This is a genomic window from Stenotrophomonas sp. YJH_SMC_94-11 (assembly GCF_059370435.1).
In genome coordinates this window covers 212132-231003 of sequence record NZ_JCAFTR010000004.1, presented here as the reverse complement: position 1 = coordinate 231003, position 18872 = coordinate 212132, and the positions used below count along the sequence as shown (strand labels likewise).

Sequence of the window (18872 nt, the reverse complement as noted above, 5' to 3'; positions counted from 1 at the left end):
CTGTCAACGGCAGGTCAACGCAGGCGGCGGCGGCTTGTATCGCTCCCGCCCGAGGTGACAGCGCCCGACCTCAGCGACCCCTCAATCTCGCCGGTGCAGTGCGATACGGACAAGCCGCGGCGTTCCTCCAGCCAGGCGGACAGCATGGGCAGCGGCATCGGTGGCGCGAAGAAGTAGCCCTGGAAAGATTCGCAGCCCAGCGAGATCAACAGGTCGCGTTGCTCCGCCGTCTCGACCCCTTCCGCCAGCGCGCTCATGTCCATCACCTGGGAGATCTCAACAATCTTGCCCAGCAGACGTTGAGCACTCTCCTGGGTGGCGACCTCCTGCACGAACTGCCTGTCGATCTTCAGCTTGCGAATAGGCAGGGTCCGCAGTGTGGACAGGGACGAATAGCCCGTGCCGAAATCATCCAGTGCCCAGGTCACGCCCAGTGCCTCAAGATCAAGCATTCGGTCGATCATCTCTGCCGTATCAGTGGATAGTGCGGATTCGGTGAGTTCCAGTTCCAGCAAGGCTGGGTTGATTCCGCTTTGATTGACCAGCTTGGCTACCGAGGGGACGAATGCCTCACCCAAGAGTTGAACCGGACTGATGTTCACGGCCACCCGCATGCCACGCGTATGGACGTGCCCGGACCATCCATCGAGCAGTTCGCAGGCCTGTCGAAGTACCTCCAGCCCTATCTCGTTGATCAATGCGCTTTCTTCGGCCAGCGGTATGAACGAGTCTGGCGATAACAGGCCCGCCGACGGATGCCGCCAGCGAACCAGTGCTTCAACGCCGATCACGTCGGCGTCGACATGCACCTGTGGCTGGTAGTGAACCTCTATCTCACCGTTGCGCACTGCGCGTCCGAGCTCACGCTCCAGGCGCAGGCGCTTGCCGATATCCAGTCGGTAGATGCCGAAGATCGCCGCCAGAAGCACCATGGAGATCGCCGTGTTGAAGCGTGCGCCCCAGTGGCGAACCTCTACTGGCGGTGAGATGCCAGGTGCAATTCGATCGAGTGCCCCCAGCGCGAACGCTGCAAACATTGCCAGGCAAAGCAACGGAAAGACCAGGGAGCCATAGCGTTCGCGCGCTTCGAATGTGAAAGCAGCACCTGCGGCCAAGGGCAGAAGGAACAGGTGAACCGAACGTGGCACGCCTGCAATGGGCGCATCAATGGCCGCAATCGCACAGACAGCTGCCAGCACTCCGTGGGCGACGATCAGAATTGATGTGCCGTCACTGCGCTTGCTTCGTAGCAGCGCGAGGATGCCGACGGCTATCAAGCCAACAAACACAATGGATAGTTCGGCCCGACCGAAGTACAGGTAACAGGATGTCCAGGCCAGGCCCAGGCAGATGCAGGAGATTCCTGCGAGGGACAGTATGGCCGACACCTTGTCGCGGCGAGCTGCGCCTTTGAATTTCAGGACCCCAAGCCCAGCGTGTACCGCGCCATCCCTCATCACCAGAGGCTCCTCTGACTGCCCATCCACTAGCCTGAATCCGCCCGTGCTTGGCAATGTCAGCTCAGCCTTTGGAGGGCGTCACGTGCTGGAGCGAGGCGGCATGCCGGAGAATATCAAAGCAACGCAGGACACCCAAACGTCGGTTTTATGGCGCAGGTCGCAGCACGTGTGGTGGTAGTGCAATGCAGCTGAGCGCCCTGCCAGACGCGCTCGCCTGGCACTCAGCTGTCACTCGCGGCTCGATACGCTGATCCTGCTGGCCAGGTCACTTTCACCTCAAGTCCGCCCAGTTTCTGTGAGGTGCCCAGCGTCACGCCCGCGCCGTGGGCATCGGCCACCTCCCTGACAATGGACAGCCCCAACCCGCTGCCCTGCACCCGGCTCCCCAGCGCTCGGTAGAAGCGGTCAAAGACGCGATCGCGCTCTTCCTCGGCGATGCCCGGACCGCTGTCGGCGACGATGAGAAACGCCCTGCCCTCCTCCTGCATCACGCAGACATTCAGGCGACCGCCGACGGGAGTGTAGCGCACGGCGTTCTCCAGCAGGTTGCGAACCAGAGCGCTCAGCGCGGCCTCGTCACCCCTGATCTCCGCGCTGTCCAGCTTCAGTTCGATGTACTGTCGATTTACGGAAAGGATAGGACGCAGCGCATCCACCTCCATGCCGACCAAGCCATCCAGGCTCAGGCGCACCGAAGTCAATCGGGATACGGCTTCTGCGCGGTTGAGTGTGAGCAGCTGCGAAGCAAGGCGCTCCAGCCGCGCCACTGAGTCGCTGACCATCTCCTGTGCGCGAACCCTTCCTGCATCATCCGGCGCCATGCGTGCATTGTCTGCATGCACTTTCAGCGCACTGATCGGTGTGCGCAACTCGTGTGCGGCATCGGCTACAAATCGCCGCTCACGCGCCAGTGCCTCGTTCAATCGCCCAAGCAGACCGTTCACTGCCTGCACCAGTCCTCGCGCCTCGCGCGGCACGTCAGCCGCGTCCAGTGGCGACATGCGCTCGGGATCACGCCTGCCGATCTGGTCCGAGACGCTCTGCAGCGAGCGGGTCACGTAATTGACGCTCCACCAGATCACCAGCGCCATAAGTGGCAGCGCCAGCAACAACGGCAGCAAGGTGCCTCCTGCAATATCTTCGGCCAACTCTTCGCGGATGTCCGACCGCTCGCCAGACTGGAACCATCGGCCCCCACGGGTCTGCAGCGTGAAGGTGCGCCATTGTTCGCCGTCGATCACGGGACTGGCGTACCCGGCCACCAATGAAGCCAGTGGCCGGGTGGGAGCACTATCCGAGCGGAGCAACAGGCGCTGCTTCGCGTCCCACACCTGGAAGGCAAGCTTGCTCTCGTAGGCATGCCCATCGCTGAACGCAAGCGCGTCGCCCACGCCTTCAGCGTGCCCGTGCCAACCATGCAGCACAATGGGGTCGCCCGGAAACGCAGTCAGATCACTTAGCGGCTCATCTACCAGGCCCATCAGTACCCGCGTGGACTGCACCAGCCGGGCATCGAACATTTCCCCCGCTTCCTGTAGGCCGGCGCGATAGCTGAAGAATCCAGCCACGGCCATCAGAACCGCCAAGGTGCTCAGCAGGGTCAGCAGCAGAGTACGTCGCATCGACCTCATGCATCCGCCTCCGGCGACTGCCCCAGCGCATACCCGATGCCTCGCACGGTACGCACGATCGCAGGGTCGACCTTGCGCCGCAGCTGATGCACATGAACGTCCACCGCGTTGCTGGCGACGTCCTCATCCCAGCCGTAGAGGTGCTTCTGGATCGTTTCTCGCGCCATTGGCCGCCCGTTCTGCTCCATCAACAATCTCAGCAGCGAGAACTCGCGGCGGGTCAGATCCAGCGTCCGTCCTTTCCATCGCGCCTCCAGCGTCGCCGGATCAAGATGGAGGTCACCGGCGTCCAGCGTGGGATGCGAACGTCCGCTGCTGCGCCTGACGAGCGCGCGGACGCGTGCCAGCAGCTCGGCGGTATCGAAGGGCTTCCCGAGGTAGTCATCTGCTCCAACGTCCAGCCCGAGCGTACGGTCGGCCGGGCGTTCACGGGCACTGAGGACCAGAATCGGCACCGGGTTTGCCGCCGCCCGAAGGCGGCGGATCACTTCGATGCCGTCTACCCGTGGCAGACCCAGATCGAGCACCACCAGATCAAAATCCCCATCCTGCGCAGCCAGGAGTGCGGCCGTACCGTCTTCCACCCAGTCCACGGCGAAGGCGCCCCGTCGAAGTGCGGTCCGGATGCCTTCACCCAGGGAGCGGTCGTCTTCGGCGAGGAGGATGCGCATGAAGGCAGTGTCCAGTCGCGGACTTCACTTTGCAAGATGGCCCATCACATCGTGCAGCTTGGCTTCGATCTCATGCCGGCGGCCGGCATCGGCCACATCCCTTCCTGGCCGGGCTGGTGCTGCCAGTGCCTTCTGCAGCGCCGCCTGCGCCGGGCCCCACTCCTTCTGATCGCGCAGGAAATCGCCGTAGAAATAGTTGGCATCGATACCATTGGGGTCGATATCCAGCCCCTTCTTCAGCATCTGCCGCGCCTGATCGTCATCCCCGAAGCCCAGCGGCCACCCCGGAACCTGGTAGTAGAGCGCGCCCAGACTGGTATACGCCGCACCATCCAGGGCCCGGGGATCCAGTTTCAGCGCGGCCTCGAAATCGGCGCGGGCCTGCTTGACCAGGCTGAGTGCGCCCATGCCACCTTTTTCGCCCGCAAGGCTGGACAGCACGATGCCCTCCCAGATCAGCGCAGCGGCATCCCTGGGGGCCGCTTGCCGGGCTTGCGCGGCCTGCTTGGACAGGGCCATGAACGCCGCCTCGCGCTGCGGCTTGGGCGTCTGGTAGTTGATCTGGGCCCAGCGGTCACGGATCTGCGCCACCGGCACTGATGGTTCGGCAGCCGCAGCGACCCCGACCAATACGGCGGCGGCAATAAGAATGAGATAGAACATGGTCTTACCCTGCGTGCGCTTCATGGGAGGTGTCCTTGCTGGGAGGGGATGCGGAAGAACTCGCTGCGGTGGTGCCACTGCTGGCGTGGCGCCTGACGATGGGTAACTGTTTGCGGAGGCTACGGTCCACCAGCTCGGGCAGCAGGCCGTTCAACCGAGCGAACAGCCGCTCTGGCCAGCCAATCTGCAAGCGCGGATTGCCAGAGCGCAGTGCCTGCAACAAGGCCGTCGCGACCTTCTCGGCCGAGTCGTGGGAAACGCCCAGTTCAGCGTTCATGGCATCCACGGCGCCGCTGTTGAAATCGGTGCGGGTGGCGCGTGGTGAGAGGTACTGGAACTTGACTGTGCTGCCGGCATACTCGCGGCCCAGTCCTTCGACCAGGCCGCGCAATCCGAACTTGCTGGCGCTGTAAGCGGCAAAACCCGGGAAGGCCAGGCTGCCGAACGTCGAGCCGAGAACGGCCACGCTGGCGTGCGACTGCCGCTCCAACAAGGGCAACAAGGCGCGGATCAGCAGCATGGAGCCAACCAGGTTGGTCTGCATCAGCTGCTCCAACGCCTGTTCGGTCTGCGCGCCGAACAGTCCGAAGGCGGCGCTTGCATGGCCTACGACCAGCACCGAAGGCGGCCTGGATAGCGCATCGATTTTCGCCAGCAACGTGCCGCGGCCCGCCGCCGTGCCGATATCGGCAACGACCGGTATGACACCCCCTTCCGGCAACGTGTCGGTGAGCGCCTGCAGCCGATCGCGGCCCCGCCCCACCGCCACGACCTGCGCGCCCTCGCCCACCAGGCCGCCGCAGAGCAACCTTCCGATTCCGCCGCTGGCTCCGGTCAGAACGACCGTACGTCCACGCAGGTCCATCAGGCCGCCTCCGCCATACGCGCACCGCCACTGCGCAGGGTGCGGAAGATATCGCCGTACAGCACGTAGAAGCGGCGTGCCGCGTGGACAACGGCCTGCTGGTCGCCGGGATCATCCAGCCTGTCCATCAGCGATTTGAAGAAGCCGACATGCTCGATATCGAGATCGCCATGCGAAAGCAGATAGCTGAAGGCGTTGCGCGGAAGATCCAACGACGTCTGCAGGGTGTTTGCAGCCTGCGTTGCCAGCGCCACACTGGTGCCCTCCAGCACCAGTACCATGCCAAAGAAGCCCACAGGGTTCCCGCGCTGGATGGTGTCGTAGGCGTAGCTGACCATGAGTTCGGTGGCCAGTGCGGGTTCGGATGTTGCAGCAGCGGACCGATCACCACCGGCAGCTGCAATATCGTCCAGTACCCATTCCTGGTGGCCCATCTCTTCTTCGATGTACTCACCGATCGCGGTCCGCAGCCATTCCAGGCGCGCAGGCAGGCGCGAGCCACAGGCCATCAGCAGCGGTACCGTGTGGCGCACGTGGTGGTACGCCTGCTGCAGGAACGCCAAATAGTCGTCGCGGTCGATGCGGCCCGCCAGTGCATCGCCGATGATGGGAATCTCCAGCAGCGACTGGCGCTCGCTGGCGGTCTGGGCAAGAAGGTGATCGTGGAAGCTCATGCAGGGTCTCCGATGGTGCTGAACGCAGGGCGCCGGTAGGCGGCGTCGATCTCTGCCTGGTAGTGGGCGAGGATGGCCTCGCGACGAATGCGACCATTGGCGGTCAACAGGCCGGCGTTCGCACTGAATGGCGCGACGGTGACGTAGCGCGCGATGCGCGCGTAGTCGGGCAGGCCGGCGTTGATGGTGGACAGCGCCGCGTCGAGCGCGCCGGAGCCCTGCTGCGCGATGCGCGGAACCAGCAATGCCAGGTTGTCGGCCTGCCCTTCCCCCCAGACCAGGGCCTGCGCGATGGCCGGGTGCGAAAGCAGTTCGCTCTCCACCCATTCGGGCGACACGTTGCGGCCAAATGCAGTGATGAAGACGTTCTTGCGCCGCCCAGTCACATGCACGAAGCCGTCGGCATCGATGTGTCCCAGATCACCGGTGTGGATCGGCCCCTCCGGCAGCGACTCGTCGCCCAGATAACCCAGTGCACGCGCACCGGACACCACGATTTCTCCGTCCACGATCTGCACCCTCACGTGTGGAAGGGGCCGCCCCACCGTGCCATCGCGCTGGGCACCAGGACGATTCAGGCACACCACCGACCCACACTCGGTCAGGCCGTAGCCTTCGAACACCGGCAACCCCAGGTGCCGTGCCCGCGACAGAAGACCGGGAGAAACCCGGCCTCCCCCAACGGCCAGGTATCGCAGTGATGCTGGCAGTTCAGCGCCCTGCTCTGCCGCCATGACCAGGGCCAGAAGCAGTTGGGGCACGAGGATGATGCTCTCGGGGCGGTAACGATTGAGGCAACTCAGCAGCACCGGCATATCCAGCCCTGCTGCGCCGGTGTAACCGATCTCCTGCAGGGACGGCAGCGCGATCTCGGCGCCCGACAACAACGCCGCATACAATCCCGCGACGTTCTCCAGGAGCGTCGACAGCGGCATCAGGCACAGATGTCGGCGTGGTGCGATGTCACCTGCGGCACCTGCCAATGACGCGGCGGTGGCCATCAACGTTCCGGCAGAGAGGCATACGCCGCGCGGGCGCCCTGTGCTGCCCGAGGTGTAGGTCACGCAGGCCGTGCCAAGCGGCAGCGTACTGCCAGCAGGAGCGTCCAGGCCTAAGCCGTGCGCACTCAGTGTCGGCAACGCCATTGGTGCGGCCGTGATCCCGCACGGCGGCGGCGCGCCCTCCGCCAGCACCAGCAGCTGGGCACCGCTGGTCTGCAGTGCGTGCTGCACTTGTTCATCCGAGAAGAAGGTGGGCAACGGTACGTGCACCACTTCGGCAATGCGAAGGGCCAGGTCGAGCACCACCCAGTCGGGGCCGTTGTCCAGGCGACTGGCAACGCAGGTGATACCTGTCCGCTGCAGCCACTGTGTCAGTTCCATTACGCGAGACCGCAGCTCGGACGCACTCAGCGTCTCCTGAGCGGTCAGCACTGGCTGGCTATGCTGCTGCAGCAGGCGCAGGACGTGCTGTGCATCAACACTCATCCGGCCACCCCCACGGAACTGGCCGTATCCATTGGGTCTATCGAGCAGGCCTTTCCGCCAAGAAAGGCGATGCCTTCGCGGATATCGCCGCACATCACGCGCGGTTGCGATTCATAGTAGCGGCCCCAGTCGCCCGCGCTGTCGCCCATGCGCTCGGCACGCGCGGGCACAAGTTCGAGCGGTGCCAGATGCAGACGGACGAACGCGTTGCGCAGCTGTTGGGTCGCTACGAACATCACCCAATCCACTTCGGCGGCGCGCAGGACCCAGGCCAGCTGCACGATCAGCTCGCGTGCGATGCCCGCCGTCGACGCGGCAAAGTGGCCCACTTCGGCAATCTGCGCTCGCCGAGGTGCACTGGAAAGGTGCTGCGCCAGCACGGCCTCGACGGGCGCATCCAGATAGTGCTCCACAAACAGCGGGCCACTGTCTGCGTGTCGAAGCCCGACTGCCGCCACTAGTGCCCCCTGCGTATCGCGGTAGGCCAGCAACTGTGGCATGAAGTCACGGACTTCGGCATCGAAGCGCTGACGATAGGTGTCGGCGATGAAGGACTGCACCTGTCCACGTAGCGGATGATCAGGCCCGACGAGGTTGGCTTCCGCGAATCTGCCCGGATGCGGGACCATTGGAATCGGCTGAGGGATCATGTCCATGGGGCACGATCCTGAAGCGCGCCGATTAAGGCGAAATTAGGCCCTTGTTAGCCGATCGTTAGGCATTTGATCGGATTTCGTTCCCAGGCTCGGTTTCAATACAGGTCTCTTGGACTAGAGAACCAAGGCGAGCGTCAGTGCGACGACCAGTGCCAGCGTCAGCAGAAACGAGCCGAGTACGAAGCCAAATGCTTGGAGTGGCCCGGTGCCGTTCAGTGCTACGAAGGTGCGCGTTCGCGCCCACAAATACCATGCAACTGCCAGCGCTCCGATCCCCACACCCAAGCGATGCGCAATCTCTCCACCTGCAGAGCCAGCTGCCTGCGAAACTGCAAGCAGAATCACAAATGGACACGCAATGAACGCCTGTATGGAAAAAGGTTCCCGCAGCGTGTCGCGGTTGATGGGCAGGCGCTGTCGCCACAGCGTGCTTAGCGCCGCCCCCAGGGCGAAGATGCAGAAGGCAGCCGAACGGGTGAGCAGCAGCCCCTGCTCACTCCCAAACAGCAGCTTGCCTACGGGTCCTGATACCGCGAGGGGGGCGGTGCGCGTAGACATTTCCAATGCGTGCGCCAGCACCACTGACAGAATCAACATCAGCACAGGGCTGATGGCATCGGCGAATCGTTGTTCCGGATCTTTGGAGAACTCTCGGCGCGTGTAGTGCGCTACCTCGCCCGGCTGCACCAGCACCCTCCACAGGGTCCGCGGGTAGAACACCAGCCACCCTACGAGTTCATAGAGGAACTCTTCAAGCGATCGCAGCAGTCTGATGAGATCCATAAGAGCCCCGGGTCAAATGGTTGAAGGTGAGCTTACTCTCCCTGCCGCCCGGGGACGAATGGAGTTCAGCTGTCGGCCAAACCATTGCGTTAAGCCTTGCTGAGTCGAGTCCCCGCCAGGACATTCGCACCGGCACCAACGGGTGAAGTCAATTTGAGGATTCTTAACAGTTTATGCTGTACGCTGGCCGCACTTGGCTCCTCTTGGGCGCGAATCCTTCGCCTCCGTGTCTAGCCCCTGACCGGCACGACACATGACCTATCCAGCTGCTTTTCGGATCCTGAGGATCCGTCCTTTGTTGCGCCTCAACGGAACGATCGAGCGCGTCGAGACGCTTCAGGCCAAGTGCGGCGCATGTGGGGACGAGTCACGCATGTTTCGGGGATGCGGACTTGCCGATGTAGAAGGTGGCGTCGAACTGACTTGCCCAGCCTGTAAGGTGACAGAGACATTGTCTACCGACAGAGCCTGGAACCTCTGGGGGAAGCAGATGAAAAGAGACAGGATCTTGGCGCTGGCGGGGTTGACGCCCGAAGATCTAGATTTGACCTAGATCCTGAATCACCGCCTGGTTCTCGCGCAGAACAGTCGCCAAAAGTCGGCCGCCCGCCACCTTGCGTCCTACTTGCCCATTGAGCCAGGCCGCTTGAATCTTGCCAGATGCCAGTACATCGGCAGGATCAAAGCTATCCGGTCTGCCAACCAAGGGCTCTCCAGGGGACGCCAATCCGCCGTCAATTGGCTGGACTATCGCTGGTCGGTCGTTGCTGCTCTTGGCATAAGCGGTGGCCATCATTCGGCTATGTTGGGGCGACCAGCCGCCGACCAAGATCTCAGAGCCAAGCTGGCCGATGGGAAGACCAGCCGCCGCAGCCGCTTCTTCATAGCTGGGCCACAGGCGATCAATCACGGCCCCCATCTCAGCGAAGAGTTGTTCCAGCCTAAAATCCGAGCGGTAACTGGCCTGGAGAGTGAGCTCGAAGACTCGAATGAAGAACTGAGTTGATCCGCGCGTTGCCAGAACCAGGTTGTGCTGAGGGATAAGGAGTGCCTTCGCGCCAGCCGATGTCACGCCAGTTCTGGCGTCTTCGGCCAGGGTGTCCACGGCAACCAGGAGCTGGTCAGAACGCAACAGAACGTTGAGGATGCTCATCAGGCTAGTCCAAAGGTCTTCGCGAAATATGGCTGAAGCCCCGTCCCTTTGTCGATTCCTACTTCGAGAATGATCACCACAATGGAAGATATGCTACAGCGACTCTCAGCCTGCAAGTGCACACTGGAGGCGCATCGCGGCTAGCTAAAAGCGTTCGAGTATGGCCTCAGGATCATGATCATCACACACCCTGATCCTGATCAGCTCGGACGCGCATGGGAGAAGCTACTCCCCAGCATCCTCGAAACCCATGCAGATGGGACCAAGCCCATGTTCATGGAGGGCTTTTCACAGGCAATAGCACTTCTCACTGAGCAAATCGGAGATCTGTGAGGACCCGGCCAAAGTTCGCAGCCTCGATAACGCACGCTTATCGGCACGTTGAAGGATGGCGCAGTCCTAAAAATGCGCATTCGCCCTGGCATCGTGGAACACCCACGGCCGTTACGTCCTCTTCATTGCAGGCTGTGGCTGTTGGTCGCTGCTTGATGAGGTCAATGGATGAGCAGTGCCATCGAAAAGCCGAGTTAGTGCAATTTCTAAGTCTGTGTAAGGGCAATTACAAAGTATCTACATGGCAAATTTTTCGCAATTTATTCTATTGCAATCAATGCTTTAGGCCTATTGCAGGCGATGGCGCGCACAGGTAGAGTCGACGGTGCGCGACAGTGCGCCCCTGACCGCGACTGAGCACGGCACATGTCCGAAGACTCGCTCGAGACGAAATACCTGCGCACCTTCGGTGCCGTCCTCTCTGCTGCTCAGACGGCCCGGCTTCTGGGTTACAAGAACACTGCGTCCTTAGCTAAGGCGCGTGCACGGGGGTCTCTGCCCTTCCAGATGTTTCTGTTGCCCAGGCGACGTGGATGGTTCGCTGACACTGTCGATGTAGCGGCCTTCGTCGGTTCCGCGAAGGCATCATCCGGGGGCTAATTGCCCTTCAACCCATCAGGTTTACCCAAATATGAGCTGACACCGCCTCTCTGAACCCCGGAAATGGAAATGCCCCCGTTCCAGCGGGGGCATTTGCCTCTCGATAGAGCGAGAGGTTGAAAGCACTAAACGTCAGTGAGTTTAGGCTCCGGCATTTCCTCCGCAAAGTCAAGCCGCCAGTGATGGACGGCCAGACGGTCATTGCTTCACACACGGCGGCAGCCGCCGGCGTGCGGGAAGGTTGCGACCTGATCGGCCCCTTTCTTCGCGGCATGGCTCCAAAGAGCACTTCAGCCGGAGAAAACAATGTCCTCAGGAGCAACCTACCCGGGAGCTCTCGACACCACCCGGGGCAACTATCGCAGCCCACGCCGCACCAGCATTTCTGGGACTGCTTGCTGTAGCCATCGAAATTGGCTCGTTATCATTCCGAGCTGCATCTCGCGCCAACATTCGGTGGTGACTGTCGCGAGCGATGGCATTCATCGCAGCGCCCAGTGCGCGCCCACTAACGATCATTCGAGGTGCAGAACCTGTGTCGCTTCTTCGGCTGCTGGGTCCCATGCTGACCGCCAGCCGCCCACTCAGCGGGAGGAGCGTCATGAATAGCCCCCCCAGCCTGTCAGCTCCTGAATTGGGTGGCTCGCCCTTACTGAGCACGCAGGCGTATGCGCCCCGTCCGCTTGCACGTGCTGAATCCACGAGACTGGACACGTACAACTACCACTCACCAAGGAATGATCACCGGCTAGTGACCGTCGTCGAGCCGTGTCGCTTGGCCTTGGCGCTGGACCTGGAATTTGACCCCAGCGTCGCAGCTTATGTCGAGCGCCCTCGTACTCTATTGGTGCGTGACCGCATGATTGAGCTCTGCTTCTGGGTCTCCAGGAAATCTGGCGCCGAGAGCTTCATCGTATTCCGGAGGCAGGCCGTCGCGAGCGTTCCGGCACTTCGCGCCGAGCAGCAGTTCTGCTCTGAGCTATTGGAAGCTTCACAGCGTGCGGGTCTGAACCTGGTGATCCGGAAGGTCCAGTCCATTCTGGCGTCGCGAGTGGCCAATGCAACGCGACTGGAACTGTTGCCTTACGTCCAGGCAGCGAGACGCTCGCGAGGAGTCACTGTCTTTGTTGAAGCGGTGATGGCACACATGAGAAAGAACCCCGTGAGCTCATTCCATGCAATCGAGACAAGCCTTCGAACAACGTTCGACTGGCGTGATATTCGCAGTGCGACATGTCTTCTTGTGCATCGTGGCGATCTTGAGATCAACTTCAATGAGAGGCTCCGGACCTCGTCCCAAGTTTCGCTGGGAGCACCCCAATGAGCGGGGTGAGTCGCGAAGACTTACTGTCCTGGGATGTTGTTAGTCCTAGAGGGTTGACGTCAGGACAGCTGAAGTCCTACGAGACTCGCGTTGAGGCAGTTCACGCCGTCGCCGCCGGGTCGTCAGTTGCCTCAGCTGCGAAACGTCACGGACTCAACGCGAAGACGCTTGCATTGACAATTCGAAATGCACAGCAGACTTCCCCGGATGGGCGGCCGTGGGGTTGGCGCGCCTGCTTGCCCTACAAGGTACGGAATGCCAGCGAAAGGGCTGCCGAAGACTTTCCTGTTGCTGCGGGACCGGGAGCATTCAATGCGTTCCTAAGAAAACTCCCGGAGTTCAAAGAGTTGCTTATCAGCTACGCTGGCCCACTGCCTTCGAGAAATGCGCGCAGCCCCAAGTTTGATCGCTTCTTCAAATCACTGAAGAAGACTGTGCACAATTTGGTTCCGGCAGATCGCTATCCAGCGAACGATAAATCGTGCGCGAGGAGAAGCATCCTGCAGTACCTGAAACGACTGCGTCAAGGCTCTCTGTTTGTAGATGATGGCTTCGACATAGAGGATGCAACCCTCGCCAGCCAGCTGAACGAGGTATTTGCGCTACAGATGGGGGACTGGGTGCAGTTCGATGGACACGCGTTGGACACGAAGTTCTGTGTTGAAGGTGAGGACGCTGATGGAAACCCGTTCTTCCAAAAGATCCCGAAGACCTGGTTGATAGTCGGCTACTTCGCGCTACTGAGGCTCTGCAGCAGTTGGAGGCTCTCCTTCTCCACCAACTACAATGGGACCGAGTTCAACGCGGCATGTGCAGATAGCTTGCGGGAATGGCTTGCTCGTGACCTCGTCGCGCCCTCAATGGACTATGCGCCAGGGGCGTGCATCGGATCCCTCCCCGCCATCGGTTTTGTAGCTACGGGGGCAATTACGAGTGTGGACAATGCAATGGCTCACAAGTTGCAGGTCAATAGGGCTCGGATGGCGTCCGAGCTGATGGGTGTCATCCATTTTGGGCATAGCCGTGTTCCTGAGACGCGTGGCCATCTGGAGGCTTGGAACAAGCGGATGGAAGAAGCGGTGATCAGAAAGCTGCCAGGCGGGTTCCGGCCAGCGGGTCAGTTGTCAGACGCGACCAAAACGAATGGCTTTAATTTCGAGAATTTCCCATTGCAGCCAACTGCGCTCGAAGATCTCATGGATGTCACGATATCGGCTTCTAACGTATCGCCGATCAACACGCTCCAGAACCGTACGCCAGTGCAGGCAATTCAGTCTTTTGCGGCGTCTGGCGGGTGGCTGTTTGCTACCAAGGATCACGAGAACCGCGCTCGGTCACTTTCCAAGCACAATTTCACCGTAACCATTCGAGGCGATCGAAGTAGAGGGCGTCAACCCTATGCGCGACATGAACACGCAATATATCGATCCGCCTCCATGAAGAACAGGTGGGACCTTTTAGGCCAGACATTCGCGGCAGAGGTCGACATCCACGATGGAAGGTTCCTGTACCTCTACACCTCGTCAGGAGAGCTTTTCGTAGTCCTGAGGGCGCTCCGGCCTTGGGGCCGTTCACCGCATAGCATCGCGCTTAGACGGTTGATCCATCGCCGAAGTCGAGCGGATGGATTCGAGATCAGCGGCGCAGAAGACGCGGTCGCCGCGTACAGGGAGCATGTAAGGAAGAACTTCAGCTCAGAGCACGCCACTGCACTTGCTGCAACGCGACACCGTAGGGATCTCGATGCGCCACCTGAGACTGGACCGATGGCTCAGGAAGTGAGGCTACCTGTGGCCGAGATCGCCCTACCGCCAGTCCCCACAGAGGACCTATTCGTGCCCATCACCGGCCGGGTCAATTTGGGCAGGAAAGGGGCAAAGCAATGACCACGTTCAACTACAAGGGAGAGCCCATCATCCCGACCCGCGGCATGGAGGATGCCCTGACCAAAATCATCTCCGCACTTGAGGTCGACTACCGAGGTATCGGCTTCCATTCGCTGACACGGTTTGGCAAAAGTACGCTCGCGCAGTTCATCTGCGCCAACACTGAATGGACCGAATGTAAGTACGTGGCCAAGCAGGCAAACCTCCGGGTGCTTGGCCCTGGTGAGTCCGCATTCCTGGACTGGTTCATTTCACAGATCGGTTCTCAGGTGATCTCCCAGCAATCTGCAGATCGAAAGATCGAGAGGATCGTGAACACCATTGATCTGATGCTCAGGGCCGCCGGCGGAGGATCGCTATTCTTCATCGCCGATGATGCAAATCTGCTGGAGCAAGCTGCCTTTCAACACTTCATCACAGTAGACAACGCGCTGGAGAAGAGGGGCATCTCGCTCTTTGTGATCTTCTTGTTTCAGGACAATCACACCTCAAGTCGGCGCGAAGAGATCAATAGAATCACGGTAACGCCTCAGGTCCGTGGACGGTTCTTGACCCGTTACCACCGCCTGCATGGCATTCGAGGGGCTCTGGACGTTGAGACGTTCTTGGAGCGCTTCGAGGACGAGGTAGAGGCGAGCCCCGGGGCCGGGGTCACCTTGCCCAGGAGCCTCGCACCAGAGCTCTACGACGGAAAGTTTCGCTTGCGGCATTTCAGTGAGCAGATCTGGAATGCCGGTTGCAGCTGTCGTGCTGCAGCCGGGCACTCTAGTCAAGATGAGTGGCCTGTAAAGGCTATGCGCCTGATTGCGTACTACTTGGCGACCAGAGTGATCTGCAAAGGTGGCTTCAAGGAGGTCACATCCAATGACATTGAAATGTCGGTCGCCTTCTCAGATCTTGCTGCATTTGATGGCGAATCTGGAGCGCTGACTTTCACGGCAGATGGAGGCTTCAATGGATAGCGAAGGCGAAATCAGAACTGTAGCCCACCTACCACCAGCGTGGAGCGCGGGCATATCCCCGTTCGGATTCGTCGTTCAGACACTGAGATTCAATAGCCTTTATTGCAGTGATGGGCATGGTGCGTTCGGCATCCGTCCAAGGTACAGCGAGGATCTGTGTCGTCAGCTCTGTCTCTCCGCAAAGACCAGAACTTCGATTGCGGCAAGAGTTCCTGCTGCGTCTGTCCTCGCACCGCTGTGGCAGCCAACTGTTTGGCAAGTCTTCAGCGGTTCTGCGACGCACTGGCGTCCGTATCTGTCGGGGTGTACTGAGTGCATGAAAACTGGGTATCACTCGATGTTGTTCCAGATGCCTTGGGTCAACCGGTGTCCCTGGCACTCGCACCCCCTCAGATCCGAGTGCGAGCATTGCTCCAGACCGCTATGGAACGGCTTTCGCTCCGATGCCCCTCCCCTGCTCTGTCCATGCGGGCATGACCCGGTTTCGAGCCGGAACACCATCGACGATGAAGGTAGGATCGAGGCACTTCGCGCCAGCTGGATCAAGCGATACCTGCGCTGGGCCGGAGCCAGCCGAGGTCGCCGAATGCTTATCGGGCTGGCGGATGATTTGACGTCTGCCGAGGAGGCCACAGTCCTGTTCCGCGGCAGGGCATACCCTTGGTACCGATCGCAGCACGTTTCATCGGATGTGCTCATCAGAACGTCTAACGTACGTCACGGCGAATCCGTCAAAGCTCGCTCCCATACGGCCGAGTTCGCGCGCCTCGCCCCGTCGATGGGGCCGGGGCGTGACTTCTTTCTTGAGCTTCCTCAGGCGTTTGAAAAACCGATGGCGCGGGTGACGGCTTCAGTTGCGGCGAAGTTCCGTGAGTCTAGCTTCTCGGCACGTGAGCGAGCCTGCCTGGGCTTGCCTGAGGCCTCTGAAGGTGGGCAGCCATTCTCCCGGGCCTCGATTGTCTTGCTCCCAGCCTACCGGGTCCGCAAGCAGCTATTCCTGGATGGCCGCGTACTAGGTCGGCCCACACAGGCGGCCCTAAGGGAAATCGCCGGCGCAACGTCCGCACTCGCGTCTGACAGCCCTGCGATCGATGCTCTCGCGCGGGCATACGAGCGGGTACTGGCGCGCGGCTTCGCGTGCTCCGCCCTTCACTTGCTGGGCCGACTTGACGGCTCTGTTACTGATGATGAGGCCGCACTGATCCGTCCAGTGGTCATGATCAGACATAGAAGGAGCTCGTCGTTTCTGACTTTGGCGTGGCTGGGCTGCGCCGGCAAGGTGCGAGACAGAGGCGGCGGTCAGATGTAGTTGATCGAGGGCCCTTCCCTGCCAAGCGTGGACAGCCATTCACTAAATTGGTTGAGATGCAGAATTGTCTGCATTGCATCTCCAGGGGGCGGCATTGTCTGCATGTGTCATTCCACTGGAAGGAATGTCTGCGATTGGCCTCATAGGCCCAGAATGATCTGCGTTGGATCTTGGAGCTGGTGGCGCTTCGGTAGAGTTATACCCAAAAGAATCAGTGGCTTACCTTGCCGTCAAATCTCTGCGACGAACAAGCTGCTTCCCGAAGATCTGGCCTGGCTGTCGCTCACCGCCTGCCAAGCACAGGAATGGCGGCGGATGATGGAAGCTGCGCGCTCGGCGCTGTCGATCAACAGTTCCAGAAATGCGCGTAATCGTGACGCCGGCATTCGCCATCATCCCGCCACTGTGGTCAATCTGCGGGACGTGGTGAGCCAGCGCAAACAGCGTTCTGCGATGGCGATGGCCGGCCCAGACGCCGAACCACCATCAGTAGTCCTGCCGATACCGGGGCCGAGGCCTCGCCAGCGTGTGTGAGGCGCTTCCGTAGGGGCCCTGCCCCTACACCCCGGGTCATTGCTCCCGGCAGCGCTGCCAACCACCGGCTGGTGACGAAATCTGGGCCCAGCCGTTGGGAATCTTGCGGAAAGCTTGGCCGCCAATGCAGGCAGATCCGGAGCGTTTGGAATCCTCAGAACCAAGCGACGGAAGGCTGATCACGCTGTCGGAAGGCTCGGGGCGACCGGCGCGACGCGCCTCATCTGAAAGCGTACGGGCCTCAAGACGCTCGCAGTAGGCCTTCATGCCTGGATGTGGGTGATTCGGCCACGCCAATTCTTGGCAATTGAAGGGCGTGGTGGTCTTTGCCATCGAGTTGTGGGCCGCTTTGGGCGCAGCAGGAATTGACTTTGGTGCAGGCCCAGCAGCAGCTCGGATTTGCTGTGAAGACCCGAGCGAAGGGAAGATCAAAAGAACGCATACGCACATAGCAGAGATTCGAACGTCCATATCCCCCCCCCACCGTCAATGGCGCGATAGTACATCGAAAAGGCCGATGACTAATTGGCTGAGCCCCTGCACCTCGTAGGAGCGCTTTCCTCCGGGTGCAATTGGCATAGCCCTGCATGCCTTGGAGCCTTGAAGGGCTCACAGCGAATGCCGGGGAAACTCATCGTCAGGCGGCAGCTGAATCTTTGTAGTGATCGCAGTGCGACCGGTAAGAACATCGAGTGCAGCGGCAGATATAGCCTCAGCCCGTGCCTCAGCGTCACCATGAGCCTGAGGCATGTAAGCTCGCGTCGGCTTGAAGGTGGCACGTTCGAAGTTGTAGTTGAGATCAGATGCGATTGCTGACAGCAACTCAACGAACAAGTCAACGCGGCGGTCAACCTCTGCTGGAGTAATGAATTTCTCCGCAATAGGGGCAGAGCTAATCCGGGTCCCAACATCATTGAGGAAGGCCAAGTAGTAGCTCCAAGCCGAGAGGACCGCATCTTCGGTTCGCTTACGTCGACCCGGCCCTCTGCCATAGAAGCTGATTTCTATCATGTTCAAGGCACGAACATGTTCGATGGACATCGCCGAATTTCGCGTCGTCATGAGGGCCTCAAATACAGCCTGCTTCCTGGCCTTTGATGCGCCACGCCATTCCAGGTACTTTTGAACCTGCACCGCCACTACCGGCCCCAAGAGTGTCGCGACAATGATCAGAATGTCGCTGATGGTCACCGTGACCACTTGAACTGCCATATATCCCCCTTGCTGGATTCAGGAATCGCCGCTGAATCGATTGTAGTCCTACCATCTGCCCGTGCGCGTGTAACCAGAGTGGTGTGGCCTCCCCGTGATGCGTCACGATAATTAGAAGCTGGCCGGATATGGCGGCGTCTCTGGGAACGTGCCCAAGGGGCGCTTCCCAACTGCAATTAGGGAGCTCCTGTTCGCCGCGGCGGTGGTCGGCTGTGTCTCGCTCGCGCTCGTCACAGGCGGCCCCGCCGCAGCCTCTATGCGGGCGGTCGTAGCATCGGACTGCTCGCCGAATGGGTCCGCGGGCCAAGTCGTGGCGATAATCTCGTGCCCCCTAGCGCTGAGTAGCACGCCAAACTCGGTTCGCTCCGCCTGACGCGCGAAACTCCACGATGTCGCGCTGGCCGTACCACCCGGCGTGCCTCGCCCTGGCATTGGCCGCCATGTCCAGCACGATCTCCCTCCTGGCTCATAGGCAGGGGGAGCAACGGGACCAATCTCGAGATGTGAGGCCGAGCACGGTAGTCCAGCTCAATCGCCGTACCGCCTGCAACGCGCGTCGCTTCGTGCACTCAGAATCGGCCTTCCTTGGGCCCTAAAGTTGGGAAGGCATAAGCCGGATCCGGCTCGCATCAAAATTCGTCAGGCATAGCAGAGTGTCGCGACGACCGG

General features: G+C 60.8%; 15 protein-coding genes. 4 read left to right on the top strand and 11 right to left on the bottom strand.

The features are described from left to right. Positions 1–14: 14 nt before the first annotated feature. The 10 genes from AC5P74_RS09940 to AC5P74_RS09895 form a co-directional block, all read right to left on the bottom strand. The gene (locus AC5P74_RS09940) at positions 15–1457 is read right to left on the bottom strand and encodes a putative bifunctional diguanylate cyclase/phosphodiesterase (protein WP_133050546.1); all 1443 of its coding nucleotides are present in this window, start codon (positions 1455–1457) and stop codon (positions 15–17) included. A gap of 224 nt (positions 1458–1681) precedes the next feature. Next, complete coding sequence (locus AC5P74_RS09935; RefSeq protein WP_495204914.1) at positions 1682–3070, bottom strand: ATP-binding protein; 1389 nt, start codon at positions 3068–3070, stop codon at positions 1682–1684. Positions 3071–3087: 17 nt separating this feature from the next. Next, positions 3088–3762 carry a response regulator transcription factor gene (locus AC5P74_RS09930; RefSeq protein ID WP_495204901.1) on the bottom strand — a complete coding sequence of 225 codons (675 nt, stop codon included), beginning with the start codon at positions 3760–3762 and terminating at the stop codon, positions 3088–3090. Between the two features lie 24 nt (positions 3763–3786). Next, positions 3787–4449: a tetratricopeptide repeat protein gene (locus AC5P74_RS09925; RefSeq protein ID WP_311638570.1), complete on the bottom strand. Its 663-nt coding sequence runs from the start codon at positions 4447–4449 to the stop codon at positions 3787–3789. After that, complete coding sequence (locus AC5P74_RS09920) at positions 4430–5290, bottom strand: SDR family oxidoreductase (protein WP_133050544.1); 861 nt, start codon at positions 5288–5290, stop codon at positions 4430–4432. Before AC5P74_RS09920 ends, AC5P74_RS09925 begins: the two co-directional genes overlap by 20 nt. Further along, positions 5290–5964: an iron-containing redox enzyme family protein gene (locus AC5P74_RS09915; RefSeq protein WP_133050543.1), complete on the bottom strand. Its 675-nt coding sequence runs from the start codon at positions 5962–5964 to the stop codon at positions 5290–5292. Before AC5P74_RS09915 ends, AC5P74_RS09920 begins: the two co-directional genes overlap by 1 nt. Next, positions 5961–7451: an AMP-binding protein gene (locus AC5P74_RS09910; protein ID WP_423170811.1), complete on the bottom strand. Its 1491-nt coding sequence runs from the start codon at positions 7449–7451 to the stop codon at positions 5961–5963. The genes AC5P74_RS09915 and AC5P74_RS09910 overlap by 4 nt, the downstream gene beginning before the upstream one ends. Further along, positions 7448–8107: a thermostable hemolysin gene (locus tag AC5P74_RS09905; protein WP_288415804.1), complete on the bottom strand. Its 660-nt coding sequence runs from the start codon at positions 8105–8107 to the stop codon at positions 7448–7450. Before AC5P74_RS09905 ends, AC5P74_RS09910 begins: the two co-directional genes overlap by 4 nt. A 114-nt stretch (positions 8108–8221) precedes the next feature. Further along, positions 8222–8890, bottom strand: a complete 669-nt coding sequence (locus tag AC5P74_RS09900; RefSeq protein ID WP_133050540.1) for a hypothetical protein — start codon at positions 8888–8890, stop codon at positions 8222–8224. A 538-nt stretch (positions 8891–9428) separates the two neighbouring features. Further along, complete coding sequence (locus AC5P74_RS09895; protein WP_495204900.1) at positions 9429–10043, bottom strand: hypothetical protein; 615 nt, start codon at positions 10041–10043, stop codon at positions 9429–9431. A 1684-nt stretch (positions 10044–11727) separates the two neighbouring features. Here AC5P74_RS09895 and AC5P74_RS09890 point away from each other — a divergent pair. The 4 genes from AC5P74_RS09890 to AC5P74_RS09875 all read left to right on the top strand — a co-directional run bounded on the left by AC5P74_RS09890 (position 11728) and on the right by AC5P74_RS09875 (position 16991). Then, complete coding sequence (locus tag AC5P74_RS09890; protein ID WP_372486403.1) at positions 11728–12300, top strand: hypothetical protein; 573 nt, start codon at positions 11728–11730, stop codon at positions 12298–12300. Between the two features lie 236 nt (positions 12301–12536). Next, the gene (locus AC5P74_RS09885) at positions 12537–14186 is read left to right on the top strand and encodes a hypothetical protein (RefSeq protein WP_372486404.1); all 1650 of its coding nucleotides are present in this window, start codon (positions 12537–12539) and stop codon (positions 14184–14186) included. After that, the gene (locus tag AC5P74_RS09880; protein ID WP_372486405.1) at positions 14183–15148 is read left to right on the top strand and encodes a hypothetical protein; all 966 of its coding nucleotides are present in this window, start codon (positions 14183–14185) and stop codon (positions 15146–15148) included. Before AC5P74_RS09885 ends, AC5P74_RS09880 begins: the two co-directional genes overlap by 4 nt. A 1624-nt stretch (positions 15149–16772) precedes the next feature. Then, positions 16773–16991 carry a hypothetical protein gene (locus tag AC5P74_RS09875; protein ID WP_495222485.1) on the top strand — a complete coding sequence of 73 codons (219 nt, stop codon included), beginning with the start codon at positions 16773–16775 and terminating at the stop codon, positions 16989–16991. Between the two features lie 609 nt (positions 16992–17600). Here the strand turns inward: AC5P74_RS09875 and AC5P74_RS09870 are convergent. Next, positions 17601–18203: a DUF6680 family protein gene (locus AC5P74_RS09870; protein ID WP_495204899.1), complete on the bottom strand. Its 603-nt coding sequence runs from the start codon at positions 18201–18203 to the stop codon at positions 17601–17603. Positions 18204–18872 lie beyond the last annotated feature (669 nt).